This is a genomic window from Variovorax sp. OV700 (assembly GCF_900099805.1).
Taxonomy (GTDB): Bacteria; Pseudomonadota; Gammaproteobacteria; order Burkholderiales; family Burkholderiaceae_C; genus Variovorax.
Map to the genome: position 1 here is coordinate 271,095 of NZ_FNDR01000005.1, position 23,541 is coordinate 294,635.

Consider the following 23,541-nt stretch of genomic DNA (forward strand, 5'->3'; position numbering starts at 1 on the left):
ACCGGGCGAATGGACTTCGAACTTTCCGAAGAGCAGCGCGCCTTCGCGCAGAGTGCGCGCGACTTTGCACAGGCTGAGTTCGCGCCCCATGCGGCCCTGTGGGATGCGGAGGCCATCTTTCCGAAAGAGGCCATCGCCAAGGCCGGCGAGCTGGGCTTCTGCGGGCTCTACGCGCCAGAGCGCATCGGCGGCCTCGGGCTGCCGCGGCTCGATTCCGCGCTGGTGTTCGAGGAGATGGCCGCGGTCGATCCGTCGACCACGGCCTTCATCACGATCCACAACATGGCCACGTGGATGCTTGGCACCTGGGCGACCGATGCGGTCGCAAAGCAGTGGGGCGAAGACTTGACGAGCGGCCGCAAGCTCGCTTCCTACTGCCTCACCGAACCAGGCGCCGGATCGGATGCGGGCTCGCTCAAGACGCGCGCCGAGTTGCAGGGCCATGAATACGTCATCAACGGCGGCAAGGCCTTCATCTCGGGTGCGGGCGCGACCGACGTGCTGGTGCTCATGGCGCGCACGGGCGGCGGCGGCGCGGGCGGCATCTCGGCCTTTGCGGTGCCGGCCGACGCGCCGGGCGTGAGCTACGGCAAGAAGGAGCACAAGATGGGCTGGAACAGCCAGCCCACGCGCACCATCAACTTCGACAACGTGCGCGTGCCGGCCGAGAACCTGCTGGGCAAGGAAGGCGAGGGCTTTCGCATTGCCATGAAGGGGCTCGACGGCGGGCGCATCAACATCGCGACCTGCTCGGTGGGCGCGGCGCAGGGCGCGCTCGATGCGGCGCGCCGCTATCTGCACGAGCGCCAGCAGTTCGGCAAGCCGATCGCGAGCTTCCAGGCCTTGCAGTTCAAGCTGGCCGACATGGCAACCGAGCTGGTCGCGGCGCGGCAGATGGTGCGGCTCGCGGCAAGCAAGCTCGATGCGGGCCATGCCGATGCCAGCACCTATTGCGCCATGGCCAAGCGCTTTGCGACCGATGCGGGCTTCAACATCTGCAACGACGCACTGCAGCTGCACGGCGGCTACGGCTACCTGAGCGAGTTCCCGCTGGAGCGACTGGTGCGCGATACCCGCGTGCACCAGATCCTCGAAGGCACCAACGAGATCATGCGCGTGATCGTTGCGCGAAAATTGCTGGAAGGGGACAGCGACATCCGCTAAAGCCTCGCACCCAGAACCTCTTTCAAGACAATGACCGACTCCGTAGTTCTCTTCGATGAAATTAAGACCGCCGGCGGCCAGCGCTTCGGCGTGGCAACGCTCAACGCACCGGCATCGCTCAACGCGCTTTCCGTGGACATGGTGCGCCTGCTCACGCCCAAGCTGCGCGAATGGGCGGCCGACGACGGCATCGTCGGCGTGCTGCTGCAGGCCGCGGGCGAGAAAGCCTTTTGCGCCGGTGGCGACCTGCGCCAGCTGTATCAAACCCTGCTCGAATGCGGCCCCGCGCGCAACACCTATGCCGAAGATTTCTTCCGCGAGGAATACGAGGTCGACTACCTGATCCACACCTTTCCCAAGCCCTTCCTCTGCTGGGGCCACGGCATCGTGATGGGCGGTGGCGTGGGTCTGATGTCGGGCTGTTCGCACCGCGTGGTCACTGTGCAGAGCCGCATCGCCATGCCTGAGATCAGCATCGGGCTCTATCCCGATGTGGGTGGCAGTTGGTTCCTCCGGCGCGCGCCGGGGCGCACGGGTCTGTTCCTGGCGCTCACGGCCGCCAACCTCAATGCGGCCGACGCCATCTTCTGCGGGCTGGCCGACGTGCTGGTGCCGCATGAGCACAAGGGCCAGGTACTCGAGGCAATTGCCGCAACGCGCTGGCACGGCGAGCAGAAGGCCGACCGCGCCGAGCTTTCGCGAATCCTCGCGCGGGCGGGCGAGGGCGCGCAGTTGCCGCCATCCAAAGTGCGCGAGCACTACGACACCATCAATGCGCTGATGGCCGGTGACGACTTGCTCGACATCGCGAAGCGCCTGCGCAACCTGCAGAGCGACGACCCGTGGCTGCAGTCCGCTTCCAAGACATTCATGAAGGGCGCCCCGAGCTCGGCTGCGCTGAGCTTCGAGCTTTGGCAGCGCGTGCACCGCATGTCGCTGGCCGAGGTGTTCCGGCTCGAATACTGGGCCTCGCTGGGCTTCTGCGCGCACAAGGACTTTGCCGAGGGCATCCGCGCGGTGCTGATCGACAAGGACCGCAATCCACGCTGGAACCCCGCCACCATCGAAGAGATCACGCCCGCGTTCATCGAAGACCACCTGCGTCCGCGCGGCGAGATGCCGGTGGAACTGGCTGCGCTGGTCTGAGTTCTTCTACAAATACAACGGAGACAAGCAAATGAAAATCGCATTCATCGGCCTCGGCCACATGGGCGGCCCCATGGCAATGAACCTGCGGAAGGCAGGCTACACGCTCAAGGCGTTCGACCTCTCGGAAGAGGCCTGCAAGAAATACGATGCTGAAGGCCTGCCCATTGCCGCATCGGCTGCCGAATCGGTGACCGATGCGGACGTGGTCATCAGCATGCTCCCGGCCAGCGTGCACGTGGAAGGCCTGTTTCTCGGCAGCGCTGGCAGGCCGGCGCTGCTCGACAGCATTCGCGCCGGCGCGCTCGTGATCGACAGCAGCACCATCGCGGCCGCCACGTCGCGCAAGGTGGCCGAAGCGGCCGCTGCCAAGGGCATTGCGATGATCGATGCGCCGGTTTCCGGCGGCACCGGCGGCGCCATCGCTGGCACGCTGACCTTCATGGTCGGCGGCGAAACCGACGACCTCGACCGCGCGCGTCCGGTGCTCGAGAAGATGGGTGCCAACATCTTCCACGCGGGCGGCATCGGTGCGGGCCAGACCGCGAAGATCTGCAACAACATGCTGCTCGGCATCCTGATGATCGGCACTTCCGAAGCGCTGGCGCTGGGCGTTGCCAACGGGCTCGACCCCAAGGTGCTGTCCGAAATCATGCGGCGCAGTTCCGGCGGCAACTGGGTGCTCGAAAAGTACAACCCGATGCCCGGCGTCATGGAAGCAGCACCGGCATCGAAGAACTATGCGGGCGGATTCGGCACCGACCTGATGCTCAAGGACCTGGGCCTCGCGCAAGAAAATGCCACGGCGGTTCGCGCCGCCACGCCGCTCGGCGGGCTGGCGCGCAGCCTGTATGCGGCGCACAGCCTCGCGGGCCATGGCGCACTGGATTTTTCAAGCGTGCTGAAGCTGGTGCAGAAGTCGTCGTCGTAGCGCCTAGCCAAACAGCGCGTTGTTGGCCCACAGAAGGGCCAGCACGCCCACGAACAGCAGCAGAAACACGACCCATGCGCGCGTGAAAGCCTGCGTCTCCGTGATATCGGCGGGAGCCGTTTCGGGCGGATTAGGGGCGCTGGGCGTGTGTGGGTTCATTCCCGACTGTACCCTGCGGCCGCGGCCTTGCCGCCGCCGTGCGCACCTTCGACATGGCGACCAGGACTCCCGCTGCGACCAGGTTGGCAGCGATGCTGGCGAGTATCGGAAGCGTGTAGCTGCGGCTGATGTCGAAGGCAAAGCCCGCCGCGCTCGGGCCGACCAGGGTGCCGAAGGCGACGCTGGTGTACAGCACGCCCAGAATCGCGCCGATGTTGCGGCCGCCGAAATAGTCCATGACCAGTGCGGGCAGCAACGCGACGAACCCGCCGTAGAACACACCATAGGCAAACGCGAAGGCCGCCAGCCCCCAGAACTGGCTTGAGGCTGCCCATACGACCAGTGAAAGCGCCATGCCCGTGGACATCAGCGGCAGCGCAAGCTGTCGACTCAGTCGATCGGCCAAGTCGCCCAGGAAAAAGCGCCCCGCCGTGCTGCCGATGCCAATCGCTCCGAGCAACAGCACCGCCGAACTGGTTGGCAGGCCATGGTCGAGTGCGTAGGGAACCAGGTGGACAAAGGGTACGAAGAGGCCGAACGAACTGATCAGGCACGCCGCATAGAGACCGGCGAACCGGCGTGACCTGACTGCTTCGCGCAACGTGGAGCCTGCGGGCACGGCCGACGAAGCCTGCGGCTGCGGCGGATCGCCATCGGGGCCGAGCCCACGGTCGCGCGGATCGTTCTCGATCAGCAGCGCCATGCCCACGCCCACCACCACGACCAGCGCACCGAGCGCCAGATAGGCATCGCGCCATCCGAAGGTCTCGACGAGGAACGATGCGAGCGGCGGCATCAGCAGCGTGCCCACGCCGATGCCGCTCACCGCCAGCCCCGAGGCGAACCCGCGGCGCTTCAAGAACCAGCGTTGCACCGCACCCAGCACTGGCACGTAGGATGCGCCGACCCCAAGACCGACGCCGATCCCATACGCGAGGTAGATCTGCGTGAGGCTTTGTGCTCGTCCCGCCGCCACCAGTCCCAGGCCGAGCATCAGCATGCCCGCGACCGCCAGCCGCCGCGAGCCCCATCGGTCCGCCAGCGGGCCGCTGACCACGCCCAGTCCGAAATAAAGAAAGCCCGCGATCGAGAACACCAGCGATGCCGATCCGCGCGAGGCGCCGAAATCCTTCTGCAGCGATTCGAGGAAGGCGCCGATGGTGTAGGCGCTGCCGAAGCCGACGAGAGTGACGGCGAAAGCGCCTGCGACCACGAACCAGCCGCGGAAGATGGGTGTGGAGAGTCGATTGGACATGGTTTGCTCAGAATATCTAATGGATAGAGAATCGGCTTCAGCGCAACGACATGATCTCTTAATCGTTTGAATGGGAATGATCGTCATTCGTGCGCGGCCCGGCAAACCAGATTTTCTGAGGCATTCAGATCAGATAGGCTAAACCATGGAGCATCAGCTTCCACCGCTCAATGCACTCCGCGCCTTCGAGGCGACCGCCCGCCACCTGTCGGTAAAAAACGCGGCCAACGAGCTGTGCGTGACCGCCGGTGCCGTGAGCCAGTTGATCAAGTCGCTGGAGCTGCATCTCGGCATTCCGCTTTTTCGCCGTGCGAACCGTGGCATTTTTCTCAGCGATGCGGGCCAGGCGTATCTGCCGCCGGTGCGCAATGCGTTCCGGCAGATCAGCGATGCCACGCGCCGCGTCGCCGTGCCTGCGGAGACCGGCATCCTCACGGTGAGCGCCACTCCGTTCTTCGCCTCCGCATGGCTGGTGCCGCGCCTCAAGAGTTTTCAGGATGCGCATCCCGACATCGATCTGCAGGTGTTGACCAGCGGCGCGCTGGCCGATTTTTCGCGCGATGGCGTGGACGTTGCTATTCGCCATGGCCTTGGCCGCTACCCGGGCTTGAGCAGCCAGCGCGTGTTGGCGGTGGAGATCGTTCCCGTCGCTGCGCCCACGCTGGTCGACCGCCTTGGCATGCCAGCGGCACCGGCCGAACTCCGGCGCTGGCCGCGCGTGAACGATGCCGAGCGCAAAGCCTGGCAACTGTGGTTCCAGGCGCAAGGCATCGAAGACGCGGGGCCGGCGCGCGGTCCGTCTTTCGACGATTCGAGCCTGCTGCTGAAGGCCGTGCTCACTGGGCAGGGCGCCGCCTTGCTGCCTTCGGCCGTTGTGGCCGACGACATTGCCGAGAGCCGTTTGGTCCGGCTTTCGGACGTGAGCTGGCTCGAAGACTTTGCCTACTACCTCGTCTACCCGGAAACGAGCCGCGACCGGCCGAAGATCGCGGCCTTTCGCGATTGGATTGTTGGCGAGGCGAACAAGAGCGCGGCCAGGCCCCGCAGGAAGCCTCCGCTCAAAGCAGCTCGATGCCGGGCAAGCTCTTGAAGCAGCTCTCTCGCGTGATGCGCACGAAATCTGCAAGCCACGGCTGGCCGGAGGTGCCCTGCGTGCAGGCCATGTAGAGCCGCCCCGTCAGCCCCTTGCTGCCCACGCGCCGCGCCGTCACGTAGCCGCGGTCCAGGTAGTTCTGCACTGCCCAGAGCGGCAGGGTCGCGACGCCGCGGCCGCTTGCCACCAGCTGCAGCATCGCCACCGTGAGCTCTGTCGTGCGCCGGTGCGCGGGCTCCACGCCGGCCGGCGCCAGCACCTGACGCACGATGTCGAGCATCTCGTCGGGCACGGGGTAGGTGATGAGCGTCTGGTCGGCAAAGTGACGTGCCGTGAGATGTGTCTTGGCCGCGAGCGCGTGGTCGTTGGCAAGCAGCGCGACGATCTCGAAGCGGAACAGGGCGTGATAGTCCACCGTCTCGTCCGGGTCCTCTTCGGAGACGATCGCCACCTCGGCGCGGTTCTGCATCACCAGCGCGATCGGGTCGGGGTGGAAGCCCGAGACGATGTCGAGCTCGATCTCTGGCCAGCGCTGGCGAAAGGCGTCCATGGCCGGCATCAGCCAGTCGAAGCAGGTGTGGCACTCGACCACGATGCGCAGCTGCCCGCTGCGCCCCAAGGCAAGCCGCGCCACGTCGCGCTCGGCTTCTTCGACCAGCGGCAGCGCGGTATCGGCCAGCTGCAAGAGCCGCAGCCCGGTGGTGCTGAACTGCGGCGGCACCGACTTGCGCTCGAAGAGCTGAGCACCGTAGCGGTCTTCGAGCAGCTTGATCTGGTGCGACAGCGCCGATTGCGTGAGGTTGAGCAACTGCGCCGCGCGCACCAGGCTGCCGGTGTCGCGCAGCGCGACGAGCGTGCGCAGGTGGCGCATCTCGAGGATCGACTGCAACATGAATGAATTTCAAGTGAAAGGGTAAAAGGTTTCGTTTGAATCATATGCCTCAAAGCCCGACCATTGCGGATTCTCAAGATACAGCGACCGGAATACCTGCAATGACCACCCGCATCCACACCCTCGGCTTTCCGCGCATGGGCGCCAACCGGGAACTGAAGTTCGCACTCGAAAAGCACTGGCGCGGCGAGATTGACCGCGCTGCGCTCGAAGCCGTGGGCGAACAGCTGCGCGAGCGCCGCTGGCAGGCCCAGCGCGACGCGGGGCTCGACTACGTGACCGTGGGCGACTTTGCCTGCTACGACCACGTGGCCAATCACATCCAGCTGCTGGGCTGCGAACCGGAGCGCTTCGGCTTCAAGGGCGACGAGCCCGAGCTGTCGCGCTACTTCAAGATGGCGCGCGGCGTGGAAGACGAGGCCGGCCACGTGCACGATGCCAGCTGCAACCACGGCAACGAAGGCACCTTCGCGCTCGAGATGACCAAGTGGTTCGACACCAACTATCACTACCTCGTGCCGGAGTACACCGCGGCCACGCAGTTCAAGCTCGCGTCGACGCGGCTGTTCGACGAAGTGGCACAGGCGCAGCAGGCCGGGCATCCGGTCAAGGCCGTGTTGCTCGGTCCGCTGAGTTTCCTGTACCTCGGCAAGGAAAAAGAAGCCGGGTTCGACCGCTTCTCGCTGCTCGACGCATTGCTGCCCGTGTATGAAGAGGTGCTGAACCGCCTCAAGCAGCAGGGCGTGGAATGGGTGCAGATCGACGAGCCCATCCTCGGCCTGGACTTGCCCGATGCCTGGCGCAACGCCTTCGAGCGCGCCTACTGGCAGCTGGCTCGCAGCGCGCCCAAGCTGCTGCTGGCCACGTACTTCTCGCCGCTTTCTGACAACCTGCGCCTGGCCTGCCAGCTGCCCGTGGCCGGCCTGCACGTGGACGCCGTGCGCGCGCCGCAGGATCTGACCGGCGTGGCCGACTGGCTCTCGGCCCACAAGGTGCTGTCCGTCGGCATCGTCGATGGCCGCAACATCTGGCGCACCGACCCCGACGCGGCGCTGGCCACCTTGCGCCCCGTGGTCGACAAGAACCGCGGCGAACTGTGGATCGCGCCTTCATGCTCGCTGTTGCATGTGCCGTTCAGCCTCGCCGCTGAAAACAAGCTCGATGCGGAGCTCAAGTCATGGCTCGCCTTTGCGGTTGAGAAGTTGGGCGAGCTGCGCGTGCTGCGTGCCGTGCTCGACGGCCGCGAAGGCTCGGTGGCCGAAGAGCTCAAGGCCGCGCGCGCCGCCGTGGCCGCACGGCGCAGCAGCCCGCGCGTGCACCGCGCCGACGTGGCGCTGCGGCTGGCACGCAGCGTGGCCGGGGACGACCAGCGCAGGTCCACATTCGGTCAGCGGCAGTTGGTGCAGCGCGCGCGCTTCGCATTCCCCGCGCTGCCTACCACCACCATCGGCTCGTTCCCGCAGACCAAGGAGATCCGCGCGGCGCGCGCCGCCTTCAAGCGCGGCGAGCTCGATGCCGCAGGCTACAGCGAGAAGATGCGCGCTGAAATTGCACTGGCCGTGCGCAAGCAGGAAGAACTGGGCATCGACGTGCTGGTGCACGGCGAAGCCGAGCGCAACGACATGGTCGAATACTTCGGCGAACAGCTCGACGGCTTTGCCTTCACCGCCAACGGCTGGGTGCAGTCGTACGGCTCGCGCTGCGTCAAGCCGCCGGTCATTTTCGGCGACGTGGCACGCCCCGCGCCCATGACCGTCGAGTGGACCGCCTATGCGCAGAGCCTCACCCAACGGCCGATGAAGGGCATGCTGACCGGGCCGGTCACCATCCTGCAATGGTCGTTCGTTCGCAACGACCAGCCGCGCAGCACCACCTGCGAGCAGATTGCCTGGGCGATCCGCGACGAGGTGGTGGACCTGGAGGCCGCCGGTATCGGCATCATCCAGATCGACGAGCCCGCGATCCGCGAAGGCTTGCCGCTGCGCCGTGCCGGCTGGCCGGCTTACCTGAAGTCGGCCACGCGCGCCTTTCGCATCAGCGCATCGGGCGTCCACGACGAGACGCAGATCCACACCCACATGTGCTATTCGGAGTTCAACGACATCCTGCCGGAGATCGCGGCCATGGATGCCGACGTGATCACCATCGAGACCAGCCGCTCCGACATGGAGTTGCTGCGTGCGTTCGGCGGATTGGGTGGCGAGAACGATGCGGGCGGCTTCCGCTACCCGAACGAGATCGGCCCCGGTGTGTACGACATCCACTCGCCGCGCGTTCCCTCGGTCGACGAGATCGTGCGTCTCATGCGCAAGGCCGCTGGTGTGGTGCCGCTCGAGAACCTCTGGATCAACCCTGATTGCGGCCTGAAGACCCGCGGCTGGTCCGAGACGGAGGCCGCGCTGTCGAACATGGTGGCCGCCGCCAAGCAGCTGCGCAAGGAACTGGCAGCCGCCTGAAGCTGAGGGGTGGGAGAGGGCGGCCATGGCAAGCGCCAATCAATAATGGCGCATGGTTCCCCTTTCAGTTTCACCGAGACGCTTCTTTCTCGCACCCGTTCTTCTCCTCGCGTTGTTGCTCGCGCCGGCCATGGCCTTGGCTCAAGACCGTGCCCAGGCCCTGCTGCAGTTCGAAGGCGTGCAGGCGCGCTACCAGACGGCCTATGCGCCGGGCGCCGTGTCGCGCGATGCGCGCCAGTTGCTGGAGCCTCCTGACCAAGCCATTGCAGACAAGGCTCTCCAGGCATTGGATGCAGCAGCTGCTCGGTCCTTCGACGTGGCGGCTTCAGTGGCTGCAATCCAGCAGGAGGTGGCTGCTGCCGGCAAAGGCGGTGCGGCGCCGGGACCGCAGGTGCAGGCCGCGGTGGCCCGCTTCTCGAAACTGCGCGCCGACTACGCCGCGATGGACGACGCGGGCAAGCTGGAGTTCTTCAATCGCGAGCGCGCGAAGCCGGCCGATCCCGCACGCACGGAACTGCTCGAGCGCATGGCCGTGGCCGACGTGCGCGAAGTCGATTTTTCGAGCCAGCTGCTGTTGAGCTCCGTGGTCAAGCAACTGGCGCGCGGCAATGCGAGCCAGTTCACTTCGTTGCCGGACCGCACGCTCGACATGGCCGTCGACACGCTGTGGTCGCGCGGCATCACGTCGCCGCGTCCGCGCAACCTGCTGATCGTGGCGCGCGAGTTCGAAAAGCAGGTCACGCAAGCGCTGATCGCTGCCCTGCCGGATGCGGACGTGGCCGCTTTGCTGGCCTGGCGCAACGACCCGCAGGCCGCGGCCGAGCGTGAAGCGCTGGTGGGCACCTATCGCGCGGAGGTCAAGGCGAGCGGCGCCGTGGCGATCCGGACGGTGGTGCGCGGCTGGTCGCGTTCTTGACCGCTGCAGGTGCGGTGGCGGTCTTGTTGGGTGACACGGCATAGGGCGAACGCCGCAATGCAGGGCGCGGTTGCTGGCATGTAATGTGCATTGGCCATGCTGCGCGATACTCGCCTCCTGGACGAAGCCCCATCGCTCGTGATGAGCACTTTCGCCCTCCCGTCGAGAAAGTTCCCCGCCATTGTTTCAATTTCATGAACACTGCGATTCGATTGGCTAGGGTTTTCCCTGGTAATTGAGGTGCAAACTTCGAGGCATCCAAAGCCCGATCAAGAAGGAAATTGAAATGAAGACCTCGAACATCCTCGCCGCCGCCGCTCTCTCCCTGCTCGCCGCCGCTGGCGCCCACGCAGAAACCTATGAAGGCGTGCAGCCCCTCAGCGCCGGCTACAGCCGCGCCGACGTGGCCCCCCAAGCCGCAGCCGCCGCCCGCGAAGGCAACGCCTACAGCGACGCTGCTTCGGCCGTAGTGGCTCCCGTGCTGGCTTCGTCCGACCGCGCTGAAGTTCGCAACGAAGCCGTTGCCGCCGCGCACGCACCCGGCCAGAACCTGCGTCGCGAAGCCTTCGCAGACAGCGTGATCCCTTCGCAAGCTCGCAGCTTCACGCGCCAAGCCGGCCTGTAATCCAGGCAGGGAAGAGCGGCAACGGCCGCTTGCTCCCGGCAACAAACAAAAAGCCCGACGGTGCCAAAGCACCGTCGGGCTTTTTGCTTTTGGCGCGACGGGGTGGGTAGGCGGCTGGTTAGTACGAACGGCCAGGCGGGGGAAACACTCGGGGCCGCTCTGCGCCTGCGCGTCCTACGATGGCAGCCTCATCCGAACGAAGGAGTTGCCATGCCTCTCTATCTGATCGAACGCACCTTTGCCGATGCACTCGAGGTCTCGCCCGAGGGCGCGGCCAGCATCATGCGCATCAACGACGACGTCGGAGTCCGCTGGCTGTATTCGTTCTTGAGCGCCGACAAGAAGAAGACCTACTGCCTGTACGAGGCGCCCAGCGCCGAGATGATCCGCGAGGCAGCGCAGCGCAACGGGTTGCCGGCCGATGTGGTGATCGAGGTCGACGAGCTGCGCCCGCCAGCGGTGCAGGCCGAGGCCGTCGCGACGGCCTGAACGTGCAGCGAGCGGCATTGCGCCGCTCGTTCTTCGCTCCCGTCGGCTTACTTCGACCGCGGGTCGTCTGCCGGATTGACGTAGGTGACGCCCCAGGGCCCGGTGCCGTGAAGCTGCACCACGGTTTCCTCCTGGGTCCATGCGAAGTGCGGCGTCTTGGCCTGCAGGATCATCATGCCGCCCGCGGTCACCGGCATTGACTTCTGCATGTCGAGCTTGTCGCCCAGTCCCATGTGGAAGGTGCCCGAGAGCACGGTCACCCGCTCGACGGCCGGATGCCAGTGCGACGGGATCCGGTAGTTGGCTGGCACCCTGATGCGCACCGTGAAGGGTACGGCTTCGCTCATCGGCCCTTCGAGCACCGCGAGTTTTGCACCGGGTGGCAGCGAGGGAACGTCAGCCCATTTCAAGTCGGCGGGCGAAATCATCCGGTGGTCGGCGGTCTGGGCCCAGCTCGTCGCAAGGGCCGCGAGCAGTGCGGCGCCGATCGCCCAGGCAACAAATGGTTGGCGTGTCATGGTCTTTCCTTTCGGTGTCACCGGCGAACGCCGCCGGGGCGCGGACAAGAGCGCGGCAGTCGTCTACAGCCGCACTACATCGCCCTTCAATGAATAAAGAATGGCGACCACCTCGTTCTTTTCGGCCTGGTCGTAGCCGTTCTTGGACATCGCCGCGAGGATGTCGTCGATTGCGGCGACCAGTTCCTGCTCGTTGATGTTCATGCCCTTGTGCGCGGTCACCAGGTCCTTGCCGGTGTAGCACTGCGGGCCGCCGCTGCCGGCGCAGAGAAACTCGACCACGTGGCGCTCCACTTCGGGGCGGTTGCTGTTCGCAAAGCGGGCACGAATCAGCGGGTTGTTGTAGTGGTTCTCGACCACGTCGGTCACGAGCCGCTGGATGCGCTCCTCGCCGCCGAGCCGTTCATAGAGGGTTGCGGGCATACGAGACACTCCTTCTGGTTTGCCGACCCGGCGGCGCCGGGCCTGGGACAGACCATAGGACGGCCCGCGTTGCCGCACATCGCCCGAATTGACCATTTGGGCCGCGTGCGGCCAGTGGCTACCGGCCAGCAGCGGACACCGTCGAGCCTTCGGACGCCACGCGGTGGCGGTGCGCCCAGGCCGCGGCTTCGGTGCGGCTTCGGCAATCGGTCTTGGAGAGGATGTGGCGCACATGGTGGGCCACTGTGTGCGGGCTGATGAACAGCCGCTGCGCGATCGCCTGGTTGCTGTGCCCGGCGATGAGCAGCCGCAGCACGTCGACTTCGCGCGGGCTCAGGCCCTCCGGCGCCGCAGGTGATTGAGCGGCGCCTTCGAGCTCGCGCTGCAGCGCCTCGCAGCGGCGGGCGAGGCCGGCCATGCCGAGTTCGCGGACTATCGCGAGCGCCGCGTCGAGCTGCGACCTTGCGGCGGCCTGGTCGCCGCCGCGCCGGGCCAGCCACCGTGCCCATTCGAAGCGGCTGTGCGCGAGCCAGGGCCGGCTGCCGCCTTGCTCGTCGAGTGCGGCCGCGGACGCGAAATGAAGCGCGGCGCTCTCGTCGTCTTCCGCCAGTGCGGCCAGCATGCCGCGGTAACGGTCCACGGCGCCGAAACAGGTAATGTTGGTGCCGGTGACCACGTTGCGCCCGGCATAGGGCTCGAGCAGCCGGTAGAGCGTGGCCGCGCGTGGCAGGTCGCCCAGGCGGGCGCAGACCTCGGCGGCAAAGACGATGTTGGTCAGCCACATGCCGTCGCGCGCAATGCCCGCGAAGCCGTCGACCGCCAGCGCTTCGTAGGCTTCGCGGGCGGGCTCGTGCAGATCGAGCTCGGCGCAGATCAGCGCGAGGCCGGGTTGCCACAGGCTGTTGCGCGGCACGCGGCCGACCAGCCCGCGCAGCACCGGCAGCACCTCGCCGAGCCGGCCCTGCTGGCGCCGCAGCACGAAGATCTGCAGGCTGTAGGCACCCTGCGCATTGCCGGACAAGAAGCGCTGCCCGAGCGTGAAGGTCTCGCCGGCCAGCCGTTCGGAATCCGCGAAGCGGCCTTCGTACGCGGCAAGCAGGGTGAGGCTGGCCAGGCCCATGGCCTGCATGAAGGGCTGGCGGATCGCGTCCGCCACCCGCGCGTGCACCTGCGCCAGTGAGCGCGCCGCGTCGAGCGCGCCTTTCTCGACCAGGTCGCCAAAGTACCAGCCGGTGAGCGAGTCGACCCATTCGAGATGTCCGGCGCGTTCCGCCACGTCGAAGGCTTCGCGCGCGCAGCGCAGTCGCTCGTCGAGCTGTGCGGGATCGCCGCGTGCGGGCAGGATCGCGGCCAGGGCTTTGAACAGCGGCCGCGGCATCGCCAGTTCGCGCGACAGTGCTACCGCGCTGCGATGCGCCGCATTGGCCTCAGGCTGGCGACCGCAGAAGATGCAGGCGCGGCACAGGGCGGCGAGCAGGTCGACGCGCAGCGCGGCATCGAAGCGGTCGGCCGCCGCGAGCGCCTCTTCGAGCAAGGCCGCCGCCTGTTCGCCCGGGCCGCTGATGCGCCAGCCGTTGTTCTCGAAGCCGAGCGCGGCCTGCGCAAACAGCCCGGCATCGCCGAGCGCGCGCGTCAGCGAGGCGGCCTCCAGAAAGGTGGCGGCGGCGGCATCGTTCTCGCCGGCATGCGTCTGCACCGCGCCAAGCGCCAGCAGCAAAGCACCGTGCCGCGCGCGCTCGGCGGGCAGCCACCGCTCTTGCAGCTGCAGCGCGAGCCGGTAGCAGCGCAAGGCCTCTTCGTACGCCATCACCGCGACGGCCCGCGCGGCGGCGCGCTGCGCAATGTCCAGCGCGCGCGACGGGCTGCCCACGGGCAATGCCGCGGCCGCGTGGTAGGCCAGCTGCGCGAGCACCGCGTCGGGATCGGCGGCATGGCGCGCCTCGAGCGACTCGGCGATGCGCCCGTGCAGCGCGACGCGCCGTGCCGCGGGCAGCTCGTCGTAAAGCACTTCGCGAATCAGCACATGGCTGAACTGGTATTGCGGTCCGGGCGGCAATATCTCGATGATCCGGTGCGACAGCGCCTCGTCGAGCCTGGCCAGCAGCTCGGCGTCGCTGTCGGCGCCGGCCAGTTCGGCCAGGAGCGGCAGGTCGAAGTCGCGGCCGATGCAGGCGGCAATCGCGAGCAGCGCGCAGCAGGGCGCCGAAAGCCGATTGAGCCGCTGGCCGATCACCGCGCGAATGCCGCCGGGCACGGTTTCGACCAGCGCCGCGGCAGCATGCGGGTCGGTTCCGTACGGGCCCTGCAGCAAGAAGCGCAGCGTCTCCACCAGGTACAGCGGATTGCCTTCGGTGCGGCGATGCATGGTCGCAATCACCGCGGGCGGCGGCGTCACGGCGCTTGCCGCGGCGACCATCCGCTCGGTTTCCTCCAGGCTCAGGCCCGGAAGCGGCAGCCGGCAGAACTGCCGCGTGTTCAACAGTTCGGCCAGCGTTGCGGCCAAGGGGTGCTGGCGAGACAGATCCGCTTCGCGGTACGAGCCGAGCAGCACGATGCGGCTCTCGCCGAGCTCTTGCGCAATGAAGGCCAGGAGCCGCAGCGACGAGGCATCGGCCCAGTGCAGGTTGTCCAGGATCAGGAGCAGCGGCCGCAGCGTTGCTACCTGTCGCCAGAAATGCGCCACCGCGGCAAACAGGCGAAAGCGCGCCTGGTCGCCTTCGCCGATGGCCGGTACCGCGGTGCCTGGCGGCAGGCGCTCGGCGAGTTCGGGTGCAATCTCGACCGCAGCGGCGGCGTCCCGACCGAGCAGCGCCGGCAGGCGCTCGTCGCGGCAGGCCCGCAGGCAGGCCTGCATGGCGCGCGTCCAGGGCAGGAAGGGCGGTGCGCCGGGCTCCTCGAGGCAGCGGCCCCACAGGGTCAGCATGCCGCGCCGCACGGCCAGCGTTGCCACCTCTTGTGCCAGCCGGGTCTTGCCGATGCCGGCCTCTCCGCTGACCATGATCACACGGCCGCGCCCGGCCAGTGCGCCGCCGAGCGCATCGTGCGCCAGCTGCAGTTCGCCGCGGCGTCCCACGAAGGGCTCGGTCGCGCCCGCCACCGCGGGGCTCGCCACCGGCGCGGCACCGCAGGCCGGGCATGGCGCGTCGGCGTGCAGGCAAACGCGCCCGCAGCGATGACAAACGATCCGATCCTGCATGGCCATGCCGCTCCTCGAGCTTTTCCGGCCCATGGGGCCGGCATGGAACGAGTCTGCGCGCGGTCAGCGCTTGTAGGGCTTAGGACTTACGCCACGCCTCAGCGGGGAGTCCAGCCGCCCGGCTGAACGGGCACCGCACGTTCGTTTGCGGCGATGATGGGTGCCAGTGAGCCAATGAATCAACACCACGAGCCCCGCATGGCACCCGACCGACCTCCCGTTTCGCCCAGCCACGCTCGCCGCGAGGCACTGCCTGTCGGAGCGCGCGTCGCAGGCCTTTATCGCGGCGCCTTTCTGGCCGACGCCTACGCCATCGACCTGCCACCGGACGCTACCCGCGACATCCTGGCGCTCGCGCGCTTCGCGTTCGAACGCCCTGCACCCTGGGTCGACAGGCTGATGGCGCTGCGTGACCGGCTGGTCGGCGGCTTCGGCATCAAGACCGCCAGCGCCTTGCGCGTCGGCACCCCGGGCGGTCGGTGCACCGCGTATCGGCATCTTCCGCATCTACGAGACGCATGTGGACGAGATCGTGCTGGGCGAGGACGACCGGCACCTGGACTTCCGCGTCTCGGTGATGCGCTCGTCGGCGGGCGATTCGCTCACGGCGGTCACGGTGGTGCACTGCCACAACCTGTTCGGCCGCAACTACATCCGTCTGATCGCGCCGTTCCATCGGCTGGTGGTGCGTTCAGCACTCGAACGCGCGGCGCGAGCGGGCTGGCCGGCCGACGCGGCGGCCTGAACGGAAAAACGCCTGGTTACCGACTGGCGCGTTACCTGAAGTTTCACCGGGGCGGGGCCGCCGGGCAGGGCTTCGGGGAGGGGTGGCCAGTGTAGACTGCCAGGTTTTTCGTTCTGGCGGTATGGCGCAAGTTTCACAGCGCACAGTTTTCAATGGTTCGGCGCTCGTTCGCTTGCTTTCCCGACTGGCCGACACGGAAGTCCGCGAACCCCGGCAAGCCACCGCGGATCGATTGAGCCAGTGGTTCGGCTGGACCGATGCCATTTCGTTGTCCGCGGCCCTGGAGGGGGTTCCGGCGGCTGCTTCTTCCCGGCAACGGGCTTTCGCGAACACCGAGGAGCGGGAATGCGCCCGTGCGCGTACCGCGCTGGCCAATGTCATCGCGGAAGACGGCGCTGCCGCGGCAGCGGCCGACTTCGCGCCGTTCCGCCGCCGCTACCTCGCACTGCAGCAGGCCATGGAGGCGGGCATCGGCCCCCTGCGCGGGCGCCTGCGGACCACGCTGGCGGCCAGATCCCCGGCCATGGCAAGGCTGGCTGCAGTGGACGTGGTCATGGAGCAGGTACTGGCTGCGCGCGAGCACAGCCTGCTGGCAGGCGTGCCCGCGCTGCTCGAAAAGCATTTCAACCGCTTGAGCGGGAACGGCGCGTCGTCGACGACAGCCGAATCCTCCGGCGAACCCCAGGCCGGCGAGTGGCTGCATGTGTTCCGCAAGGACATGAAGAACGTGCTGCTCGCCGAACTGGATTTCCGATTTCAACCGATCGAAGGGCTGCTCGAAGCCCTTCGCATGAGGCAACCAGAGTGCCATGAATAGATTTCTTCACTACGCTGTTTTTGCCGCGGGCCTGGCCGTCGTGTGCTGGGTTGGCGCCGGCTACGTCGGTTCGCACCCATTGGCGCTCATTGTCACGATGATCGTCGGCGCGTTCTACATCATGGGTGCGGTGGAGCTGCACCGGTTTCAGCAGGCAACGTTCACCTTGAACCGCGCCGTGGCCGACTTGTCGGCCGCTCCGGCAGACCTCGGCGCATGGCTCGGCCAACTTCATCCGACGCTGCGCAATGCGGTGCGTCTGCGCATCGAAGGCGAGCGTGTCGGCTTGCCCGGCCCCGCGCTCACGCCCTACCTGGCCGGGCTGCTGGTACTGCTGGGCATGCTTGGCACATTCCTCGGCATGGTGGTGACGCTCAACGGCACCGGACTGGCGCTGGAAACGGCGACCGACCTGCCGGCCATCCGTGCCTCGCTGTCGGCGCCGGTCAAGGGCTTGGGGTTGGCATTCGGCACCTCGGTGGCTGGCGTGGCCGCCTCGGCGATGCTCGGCCTTGCCTCGGCCCTGTGCCGGCGCGAACGGCTGCAGGCCGGGCAGATGCTCGACAGCAAGATCGCGACTACGTTGCGCATCTACTCGGAGACCCATCGGAGAGAGGCGTCGTTCCAGTTGCTGGAGCAGCAGGCGCAGCTGATGCCCCGGCTGGTCGACCAGCTGCAGGCGATGATGGCCACGATGGAGCGCCAGGCCCAGGCCTTGAACGAGCGGCTCGTCACCGGCCAAGCGCACTTCCACACCCAGGCCGAGGCCGTGTATGCCGGGCTCGCCTCGTCGGTCGACCAGTCGCTGAAGCAAAGCCTGACCGAAAGCGCCCGCATCGCCGGCGCCACGATCCAGCCGGTCGTCGAAGCCACCATGGCCAGCATCGCGCGCGAGACGGCTTCGTTGCACGACACGGTCGCACGCACCGTGCAGCAGCAACTCGACGGGCTCTCGGGCCGCTTCGAGCTCGCGACGACCAGCGTGGCCGACACCTGGAAGACCGCGCTCGCCGAGCATGAGCGCACCTCCGGCGCGCTGGCCAAAGACTTGAGCGCATCGCATGAGCGCTTTGCCGCGACCTTCGAGCAACGTTCGGCATCGCTGGTCGAAGCCGTTTCCGCCCGCCTCGAGGGCACGGTAGGCAGCGTGTCCGAAACCTGGGGCAGCGCGCTCGCACAGCATCAGCGCGTCAGCGAAAAACTGTCGGAAGACACGCACCAGTCCTTCGCCTCCGCAGCCGCAGGCTTCGAGCAGCACGCGGCATCGCTGCTGCGCACCGTGGACCAGGCGCACGCCGATCTTCAGACGCAGATGGCGGCGCGCGACGAGCAGCGCCTGTCGGCCTGGACGCAAGCACTGGCGGCCATGGCCACGTCGCTGCAGCAAGAGTGGCGGCAGGCGGGTGCGCACGCGGAGGGCCAGCAGCAACAACTTTTCGAGACCCTGGCGCAAACCGCTCGCGACATGTCGGCCCAGGCCGAAGCCCACGCGAAGACCACGGTGGCCGAAATCGCCCAGCTCCTGCAAGCCGCGTCCGACGCGCCGCGCGTCGCTGCCGAAGTGGTGGCCGAACTGCGCCAGAAGCTTTCCGACAGCATGGCGCGCGACAACGCGATGCTGGAAGAACGCAGCCGCATCATGGAAACGCTGGGAACCCTGCTCGACGCCGTGAACCATGCCTCCACCGAGCAGCGCTCGGCGGTCGATGCGCTGGTCGGCGCGTCGGCGGATGTGCTGGAGCGTGTTGGCAGCCGCTTCACCGACAAGGTCGAGGCGGAAACCGGAAAGATGGCCGGTGTCGCCGCGCAGATCACCGGCAGCGCCGTCGAAGTGGCCAGCCTCGGCGAAGCCTTCGGTCTTGCCGTGCAACTGTTCAGCGAATCGAACGACAAGCTGGTGACCCATCTGCAGCGCGTCGAAGGTGCGCTCGGCAAGTCCATTGCGCGCAGCGACGAGCAGCTGGCCTACTACGTGGCGCAGGCGAGGGAAGTCATCGACCTCAGCATCATGTCGCAGAAGCAGATCGTCGAAGACCTGCAGCAGATTGCCGGCCGGCAGCAGGCCGTGGCGAGCGAAGCGTGATGCGCGACGATCTCGACGCCGGCCTGGAGCCGAGCGTGCCGGTGTGGGCGGTCTTCGGCGACCTGATGTCGGGGCTCGTCGGCGCCTTCGTGCTGATCCTGGTGGGCGCGCTCGGCATGCAGCTGGACCTTGCGGCAAAGCTGCAGGCCGAGGTGCAGCAGCGCCAGGCCGAGACGCAGCGCCGGGAGGCGCTCGAGCAGGCGTTGGCAGGGCCGCTTGCGGCTGGCAGGGTCACGCTCACCAACGGGCGCATCGGCATCAGCGGCAACGTGCTGTTTGCCTTCAACTCGGCCGATCTGCAGCCCGAGGGCCGGCAAGTGCTCAAGAGCCTGGCCGCGCCCGTGGCCGCCTACCTCCGCGCGCGTGACGAGGTGCTGATGGTGAGCGGCTTCACCGACGACCGGCAGATGCGGCAGACGAAAGAGGGCAACCGGCCGTTCACGGACAACTGGGAGCTGTCCGCCCAGCGCGCCTTGACGGTAACGCGCGCATTGATCGAAGAAGGCATTCCCTCGTCATCGGTGTTTGCCGCGGCCTTCGGGTCCGAGCAGGCGGTGGCGTCCAATGCTGATGCCGAAGGACGGGCAAAGAACCGGCGCGTCGAAATGGCACCCACGCCTCGCCAGCAGACCGGCGCCAGCGCGAAGGCCCGTGAGTAGCGTCATGGACGACCCCGTGGCGATACTTGATGCGTGGCGTGCGCGCGGCGAGCATCGCGTGGACCCGGTGCGCTTTCGTTTCATCGAGGCGATGGCCAGACGCGCGGCCGAGCACCAGGGCGATACGCGGCGCATCCTCGATGACAAGTTGGAAGGTCTGCTCGCGGCGTATCGCGAGAGTCTTGAAAAGAACGCGGGCGTTGTTCCCGCGGCGCCGCGAAATGCAGGTTCCAAGCAGGCTGCACCGCCCGCTCGCGGGCCGCTCGCCGAACTCGTCGAGCACATTGCGCGGCAGTCGCCGCTGCAAGCCGAAGGGCTGACTGCGACCACCGATGCCGTGCCCGCTCCCGAACTGAAGACGCTCCGGTATTTCAGGAGCACCTGGTCGCGGCTCAGCGCCGACCGGCGACTGACGCAATCATTGGCGAAGGTGCCGGACAACGCCGGGCCGCTCAACTCGCATCACCTGGTGCACCGGTCGCTGATGCTGATGCACGAGCTCTCGCCCGAATATCTGAATCGGTTCATGTCGTACGTCGACACGCTGTTGTGGGTCGACCAGTTGAACGGCACCAATGCCCCGGCCGCGGCAAACACCTCCCGCGCCGAAAGCCAGAAGAAGACGGCGCGCGGCAAATCCGGCTGAGGCCGGGCCGGTCAGCGCAAGCCGTGCGCGCGGATCATCGCTTTCAGCCGCCGCACCTCGTGCTGCAAGTCGAGAATCAGCGCGGCCGCATCGAGGCCCACGCCGAAGTCGCGCTCGAGCCTGCGCGCCTCCAGGGCGCATTGCAGGTCGGCGCTCGAAAACTGCCACCGCTCGGGTGGCGCTTCGGCGGTGGTGACCTGCACGATGCCGACTTCGACGAGTTGCACCACCCATTCGGTGTCGGCGCCGCAGGCGTGGGCCAGCTCGCTCGCGGCAAGCGGCTGCGACGCGCTGATGGCTGTTGTGACGGAAACGGTCGCCATGCTCACACTCCCAGATGCTGGCGTGGGTTGAACGAAGTCGACGCTTGCGCGAGCTGCTCGTAGGCCTTGCGCGTGGCCTCCGCGATGGCGGGGGGCAGGGCAATTTCCAGCAGCAGGTACAGGTCGCCGGGCTGCTTGCCGCCAAGCCCGCGGCCCTTGAGCCTGAGCTTGAGGCCGCTGCGCGCATTGGGCGGCACGGTCACCTCGACCGCGCCCCCGGTGGGCACGGGCACCGTCACCTGCGCGCCGAGCGCTGCCTCGGTCGGTGTGACGGGCAGCGTCATGTAGATGTCGCGTTCCTCCAGGCGATAGAGCCTGTGCGGCGCGATGCGCACCTCCAGGTAGAGATCGCCGGAGGGCTCGCCGCCGTGACCGGGCATGCCCTGTCCGGCCAGCCGGATGAACTGCCCCGGATGCATGCCGGGCGGGATCTTGACGCTGAGCGTGCGCGTCTTGAACGCGGGACGGCCCTGCGCGTCGATTTCTTGCGAACGCAGCGTGATCTCGCGCTCGGCGCCGTTGAGCGCGTCTTCGAGCGAGATCTCGATGGCCGCATGATGGTCTTCGCCGCGTGCGCGGTAGTTGCGCCTTGCCGCGCCGCGCCGTTCGGCCTCGCCGAAGAGCGACGAAAAGAACTCGCTGAAATCCGCGTGGTCGGCCGGGCCCTGGTTCGGGCCTCGGTGAAATTCGAAACCCGTGTCCCAACCCGGCGGCGGCTGGAAGTCGCCCTCGGGATGGCCACCGCGCGCCACGCGGTCGGCCAGCGCGTCGTAGGCGGCGCGCTTTTCCTTGTCGCGCAGCACGTCGTTGGCTTCGTTGACGTCGCGCATGCGCTTCTCGGCGTCGGGCTCCTTGCTGACGTCGGGGTGGTACTTGCGCGCAAGCTTGCGGTAGGCCTTGCGCACGTCGTCGTCGGACGCGGTGCGGTCGATGCCCAGGGCGCTGTAGTAGTCCTTGAATTCCATGGCGGTCGGTTGTGGGTGAACGCCGAACAGTACGCGCCCGAGCTGTCAGGCCAGGGCTGAATCGCCGTCGGCATGCCGCAGCAGCGGCGTTACGGTCCATGTGGGGCCGCTCCGCGAAAAACGCAATGGCTGCGCATTGCCGAGCAGATCGAGGTCGATGGGCACACCGATCAGCGCGGCCAGTGCATAAAGAGTGCCGCCATGGGCCACCACCAGCACCGGTGCCGGCTCTGCCAGTGCCGCATCGAGTGCAAGCCGCTTGCGGGCCACGAACTGCGCGAGGGTTTCGCCGCCTTCGGGTTCGCAAGCCCAGTCGATATTGGCCGACGAGGTGCCGATGAGCGCGCCGAAGTTGCGTTCGCGCAGCGCGGCCTGGGGCGTTGGTGCGAGGCGAAGCACTGCGGCCACGGTATGCGCCGTGTCGTGCGCGCGCCGTGCGTCGCTGCAGACGATGGTGCGGATCGGCTCCCCCGCCAGCAGCTGGGCGGCGCGGGCCGCCTGCTGCAACCCGAGCTCGCTCAGCGGCTCGTCCACGGCCTGGAAGATGCGCTGCGCGTTGCGGCCGGTCTGGCCGTGGCGCAGAAAGTAGAAGTGGTCGCAGGCCGGTGCCAGCGGCTGCTCGGCGGCGATGCGGACCAGCTGGTCGAGGCCGGCGGTCGCGCCGTGGGGAAAAGGTGCCTGTGACATGGGGGTGTGCTTCAACCGAACTTCATGCCCTTGGGGCGTGCCTGCAGGCGGTCGATGTAGGCATCGATCTTGGCCCGGTTGGAGCGTCCGCCGAATGCGCGGTGCCAGATGAACATGGAGCCGATCATCACGTCGGCCGCGGTGAACTGCGCGCCGAAGAGATAGGGGCCGTAGCCCAGCTCGCGCTCCACCGCGTCCTTGGCGTGCTCGAAATCGGTCCAGCCGCGCGCGCTGTTGTTGCTGTGCAGCCCCAGCAGGCTGTCGCCCATCGAAGGCTCAAGCTGCGCCGTCGAATAGACCATCAGCGACAGGTAGCGGCCGCGGTCGGGCGAGCCAACGGACGGCGCCAGCCTGGCCTCTGGAAACTTCTCGGCCACGTACATGCAGATGGCCGCGTTCTCGAAGACGCGGGTGCGGCCGTCGACCAGCGCCGGCAGCTTGCCGGCGGGATTGATCTTCAGGTACTCGGGTTTCTTGTGCGCTTTTTCCCGGATGAGGGTGGGCACGATTTCGTAGTCAACGCCGGCTTCGTCGAGCATCCATTTCGCGACCTGTGCGCGGCTGTGCGGATCGAAATACAACTTCATCAGGAGGTCTCCTTTCATTGGACCGGCAGCGGCACCGGCACCTTGGCCCTGTCAGAACTTGGGAATGCGCAGCGTCTTGCTGATCATCAGCGTGCCCGACAGCGCAAAGAGCAGGGTGAGTGGATGCAGCAGCCACGGACCGATCGCCAAGGCGCCGCCCCACACCGCGTCGCCGATACGGCCCTGCCAGGCTGCAAGGGCCAGCACGCCCACCAGCACCACACTGGTCGGGATGGGCGTACCTTCGAAGTACTTCACCTTGTCGGCGCCTGCGGAAAGCGCCTCGGCCGTGACGTTGTAGCGCGCGAGCCGGCTCACGCCGCAGCAGACGAAATAGATCAGCAGCACGCAGTCCCAGCCGCCGTCCAGGCCCGCGGCAAAGGCGAGGGCGGCGGGCGCCACGCCGAAGGAAATCACGTCGGCCAGCGAATCGAGCTCGCGCCCCAGGGCGGAGTGCGTTTGCCGCCAGCGCGCGATGCGGCCGTCGAACACGTCGAACACGAAGGCCGCCGGTGCGAGCGCCGCCGCCCAGAAGAATTGCCCGATCGACTGGCTGGCCATGAACGCCATGGCAAGGAACACCGCCCCCACGCCGCAAGCCGCGTTGCCGAGCGTGAATACGTCGGCCAGGTGAAAGCCCCGGATCATCGAGAAATGCTTGCGGGCCGGTGCGGGGGGAGGGGTGGTCATGGGCGTGCTTCGGAGTCGGCGAATGCTCCGCACCTTAACGCAAGCCAGGCCGCTTGCCTGTAGTCGCCATCCGACT

23 protein-coding genes and 1 pseudogene are annotated in these 23,541 nt (G+C 67.3%); 13 read left to right on the plus strand and 11 right to left on the minus strand.

The genetic code is table 11. The features are described 5' to 3' along the window. Nucleotides 1-9: 9 nt before the first annotated feature. The 3 genes from BLR24_RS14090 to mmsB are packed head-to-tail and all read left to right on the plus strand — an operon-like array spanning nucleotide 10 to nucleotide 3,241. Nucleotides 10-1,164, plus strand: coding sequence for an acyl-CoA dehydrogenase family protein (locus BLR24_RS14090; protein ID WP_093017817.1), 1,155 nt, complete (start codon nucleotides 10-12; stop codon nucleotides 1,162-1,164). Between the two features lie 30 nt (nucleotides 1,165-1,194). Then, a complete protein-coding gene (locus BLR24_RS14095; protein ID WP_093017819.1) occupies nucleotides 1,195-2,310 on the plus strand; it encodes an enoyl-CoA hydratase/isomerase family protein in 1,116 nt (371 codons plus the stop codon). Nucleotides 2,311-2,341: 31 nt separating this feature from the next. Continuing rightward, complete coding sequence (mmsB, locus tag BLR24_RS14100) at nucleotides 2,342-3,241, plus strand: 3-hydroxyisobutyrate dehydrogenase (protein WP_093017821.1); 900 nt, start codon at nucleotides 2,342-2,344, stop codon at nucleotides 3,239-3,241. A gap of 3 nt (nucleotides 3,242-3,244) precedes the next feature. Here the strand turns inward: mmsB and BLR24_RS30705 are convergent, their stop codons facing one another. Together BLR24_RS30705 and BLR24_RS14105 are read right to left on the minus strand one after the other, a co-directional pair. Then, entirely contained in the window at nucleotides 3,245-3,400 is a 156-nt protein-coding gene (locus BLR24_RS30705) for a hypothetical protein (protein WP_175543270.1), read from the minus strand. Beyond that, nucleotides 3,372-4,655, minus strand: a complete 1,284-nt coding sequence (locus BLR24_RS14105; protein ID WP_093017823.1) for an MFS transporter — start codon at nucleotides 4,653-4,655, stop codon at nucleotides 3,372-3,374. Before BLR24_RS14105 ends, BLR24_RS30705 begins: the two co-directional genes overlap by 29 nt. A gap of 145 nt (nucleotides 4,656-4,800) precedes the next feature. On the opposite strand from BLR24_RS14105, the gene gcvA reads away from it, so the two are divergent. Beyond that, the gene (gene gcvA / locus BLR24_RS14110; RefSeq protein WP_093017825.1) at nucleotides 4,801-5,745 is read left to right on the plus strand and encodes a transcriptional regulator GcvA; all 945 of its coding nucleotides are present in this window, start codon (nucleotides 4,801-4,803) and stop codon (nucleotides 5,743-5,745) included. On the opposite strand, the gene BLR24_RS14115 is transcribed toward gcvA, so the two are convergent. Continuing rightward, on the minus strand, nucleotides 5,714-6,640 hold the full coding sequence (locus BLR24_RS14115) for a LysR family transcriptional regulator (protein WP_093017827.1): 927 nt from the start codon (nucleotides 6,638-6,640) through the stop codon (nucleotides 5,714-5,716). The genes gcvA and BLR24_RS14115 overlap by 32 nt on opposite strands. A 101-nt stretch (nucleotides 6,641-6,741) precedes the next feature. Between BLR24_RS14115 and metE the strand changes: the two genes are divergently transcribed. The 4 genes from metE (at nucleotide 6,742) to BLR24_RS14135 (ending at nucleotide 11,126) form a co-directional block, all read left to right on the plus strand. Further along, the gene (gene metE, locus BLR24_RS14120; RefSeq protein ID WP_093017829.1) at nucleotides 6,742-9,096 is read left to right on the plus strand and encodes a 5-methyltetrahydropteroyltriglutamate--homocysteine S-methyltransferase; all 2,355 of its coding nucleotides are present in this window, start codon (nucleotides 6,742-6,744) and stop codon (nucleotides 9,094-9,096) included. A 130-nt stretch (nucleotides 9,097-9,226) separates the two neighbouring features. After that, nucleotides 9,227-10,012 carry a hypothetical protein gene (locus BLR24_RS14125; RefSeq protein ID WP_254787292.1) on the plus strand — a complete coding sequence of 262 codons (786 nt, stop codon included), beginning with the start codon at nucleotides 9,227-9,229 and terminating at the stop codon, nucleotides 10,010-10,012. 286 nt (nucleotides 10,013-10,298) lie between these two features. Continuing rightward, complete coding sequence (locus tag BLR24_RS14130; RefSeq protein ID WP_093017832.1) at nucleotides 10,299-10,637, plus strand: alpha/beta hydrolase; 339 nt, start codon at nucleotides 10,299-10,301, stop codon at nucleotides 10,635-10,637. Between the two features lie 210 nt (nucleotides 10,638-10,847). Continuing rightward, nucleotides 10,848-11,126, plus strand: coding sequence for a DUF4242 domain-containing protein (locus BLR24_RS14135; protein WP_093017834.1), 279 nt, complete (start codon nucleotides 10,848-10,850; stop codon nucleotides 11,124-11,126). Nucleotides 11,127-11,173: 47 nt separating this feature from the next. On the opposite strand, the gene BLR24_RS14140 is transcribed toward BLR24_RS14135, so the two are convergent. From BLR24_RS14140 to BLR24_RS14150, 3 genes are all read right to left on the minus strand, one after another. Beyond that, nucleotides 11,174-11,644, minus strand: coding sequence for a cupin domain-containing protein (locus tag BLR24_RS14140; RefSeq protein WP_093017836.1), 471 nt, complete (start codon nucleotides 11,642-11,644; stop codon nucleotides 11,174-11,176). A gap of 63 nt (nucleotides 11,645-11,707) precedes the next feature. Continuing rightward, nucleotides 11,708-12,067, minus strand: a complete 360-nt coding sequence (locus BLR24_RS14145; protein ID WP_093017838.1) for a group I truncated hemoglobin — start codon at nucleotides 12,065-12,067, stop codon at nucleotides 11,708-11,710. Between the two features lie 118 nt (nucleotides 12,068-12,185). Then, nucleotides 12,186-15,269, minus strand: a complete 3,084-nt coding sequence (locus BLR24_RS14150) for a helix-turn-helix transcriptional regulator (protein WP_093017840.1) — start codon at nucleotides 15,267-15,269, stop codon at nucleotides 12,186-12,188. Between the two features lie 192 nt (nucleotides 15,270-15,461). On the opposite strand from BLR24_RS14150, the pseudogene BLR24_RS31265 reads away from it, so the two are divergent. From BLR24_RS31265 to BLR24_RS14175, 5 genes and pseudogenes are all read left to right on the plus strand, one after another. Continuing rightward, nucleotides 15,462-16,008: pseudogene (locus BLR24_RS31265) on the plus strand (DUF2867 domain-containing protein). 121 nt (nucleotides 16,009-16,129) lie between these two features. After that, nucleotides 16,130-16,825, plus strand: coding sequence for a DUF3348 domain-containing protein (locus BLR24_RS14160; RefSeq protein ID WP_093017842.1), 696 nt, complete (start codon nucleotides 16,130-16,132; stop codon nucleotides 16,823-16,825). Next, the gene (locus BLR24_RS14165; protein ID WP_093017844.1) at nucleotides 16,818-18,908 is read left to right on the plus strand and encodes a DUF802 domain-containing protein; all 2,091 of its coding nucleotides are present in this window, start codon (nucleotides 16,818-16,820) and stop codon (nucleotides 18,906-18,908) included. The genes BLR24_RS14160 and BLR24_RS14165 overlap by 8 nt, the downstream gene beginning before the upstream one ends. Beyond that, the gene (locus BLR24_RS14170) at nucleotides 18,908-19,567 is read left to right on the plus strand and encodes an OmpA family protein (RefSeq protein WP_093017846.1); all 660 of its coding nucleotides are present in this window, start codon (nucleotides 18,908-18,910) and stop codon (nucleotides 19,565-19,567) included. Before BLR24_RS14165 ends, BLR24_RS14170 begins: the two co-directional genes overlap by 1 nt. Before the next feature lie 4 nt (nucleotides 19,568-19,571). Then, nucleotides 19,572-20,213, plus strand: coding sequence for a DUF2894 domain-containing protein (locus tag BLR24_RS14175; protein ID WP_093017848.1), 642 nt, complete (start codon nucleotides 19,572-19,574; stop codon nucleotides 20,211-20,213). 11 nt (nucleotides 20,214-20,224) lie between these two features. Here the strand turns inward: BLR24_RS14175 and BLR24_RS14180 are convergent, their stop codons facing one another. From BLR24_RS14180 to BLR24_RS14200, 5 genes are read right to left on the minus strand one after another with little or no spacing between them, the layout of a single operon-like run. Continuing rightward, complete coding sequence (locus BLR24_RS14180) at nucleotides 20,225-20,536, minus strand: chaperone modulator CbpM (protein WP_175543271.1); 312 nt, start codon at nucleotides 20,534-20,536, stop codon at nucleotides 20,225-20,227. A 2-nt stretch (nucleotides 20,537-20,538) separates the two neighbouring features. Next, nucleotides 20,539-21,501, minus strand: coding sequence for a DnaJ C-terminal domain-containing protein (locus BLR24_RS14185; RefSeq protein ID WP_093017852.1), 963 nt, complete (start codon nucleotides 21,499-21,501; stop codon nucleotides 20,539-20,541). Between the two features lie 45 nt (nucleotides 21,502-21,546). Continuing rightward, nucleotides 21,547-22,188: a histidine phosphatase family protein gene (locus tag BLR24_RS14190; protein WP_093017854.1), complete on the minus strand. Its 642-nt coding sequence runs from the start codon at nucleotides 22,186-22,188 to the stop codon at nucleotides 21,547-21,549. 11 nt (nucleotides 22,189-22,199) lie between these two features. Beyond that, complete coding sequence (locus tag BLR24_RS14195) at nucleotides 22,200-22,775, minus strand: glutathione S-transferase family protein (RefSeq protein ID WP_093017856.1); 576 nt, start codon at nucleotides 22,773-22,775, stop codon at nucleotides 22,200-22,202. Between the two features lie 51 nt (nucleotides 22,776-22,826). Then, nucleotides 22,827-23,465 carry a CDP-alcohol phosphatidyltransferase family protein gene (locus BLR24_RS14200; RefSeq protein WP_093017858.1) on the minus strand — a complete coding sequence of 213 codons (639 nt, stop codon included), beginning with the start codon at nucleotides 23,463-23,465 and terminating at the stop codon, nucleotides 22,827-22,829. Between the last annotated feature and the right edge of the window lie 76 nt (nucleotides 23,466-23,541).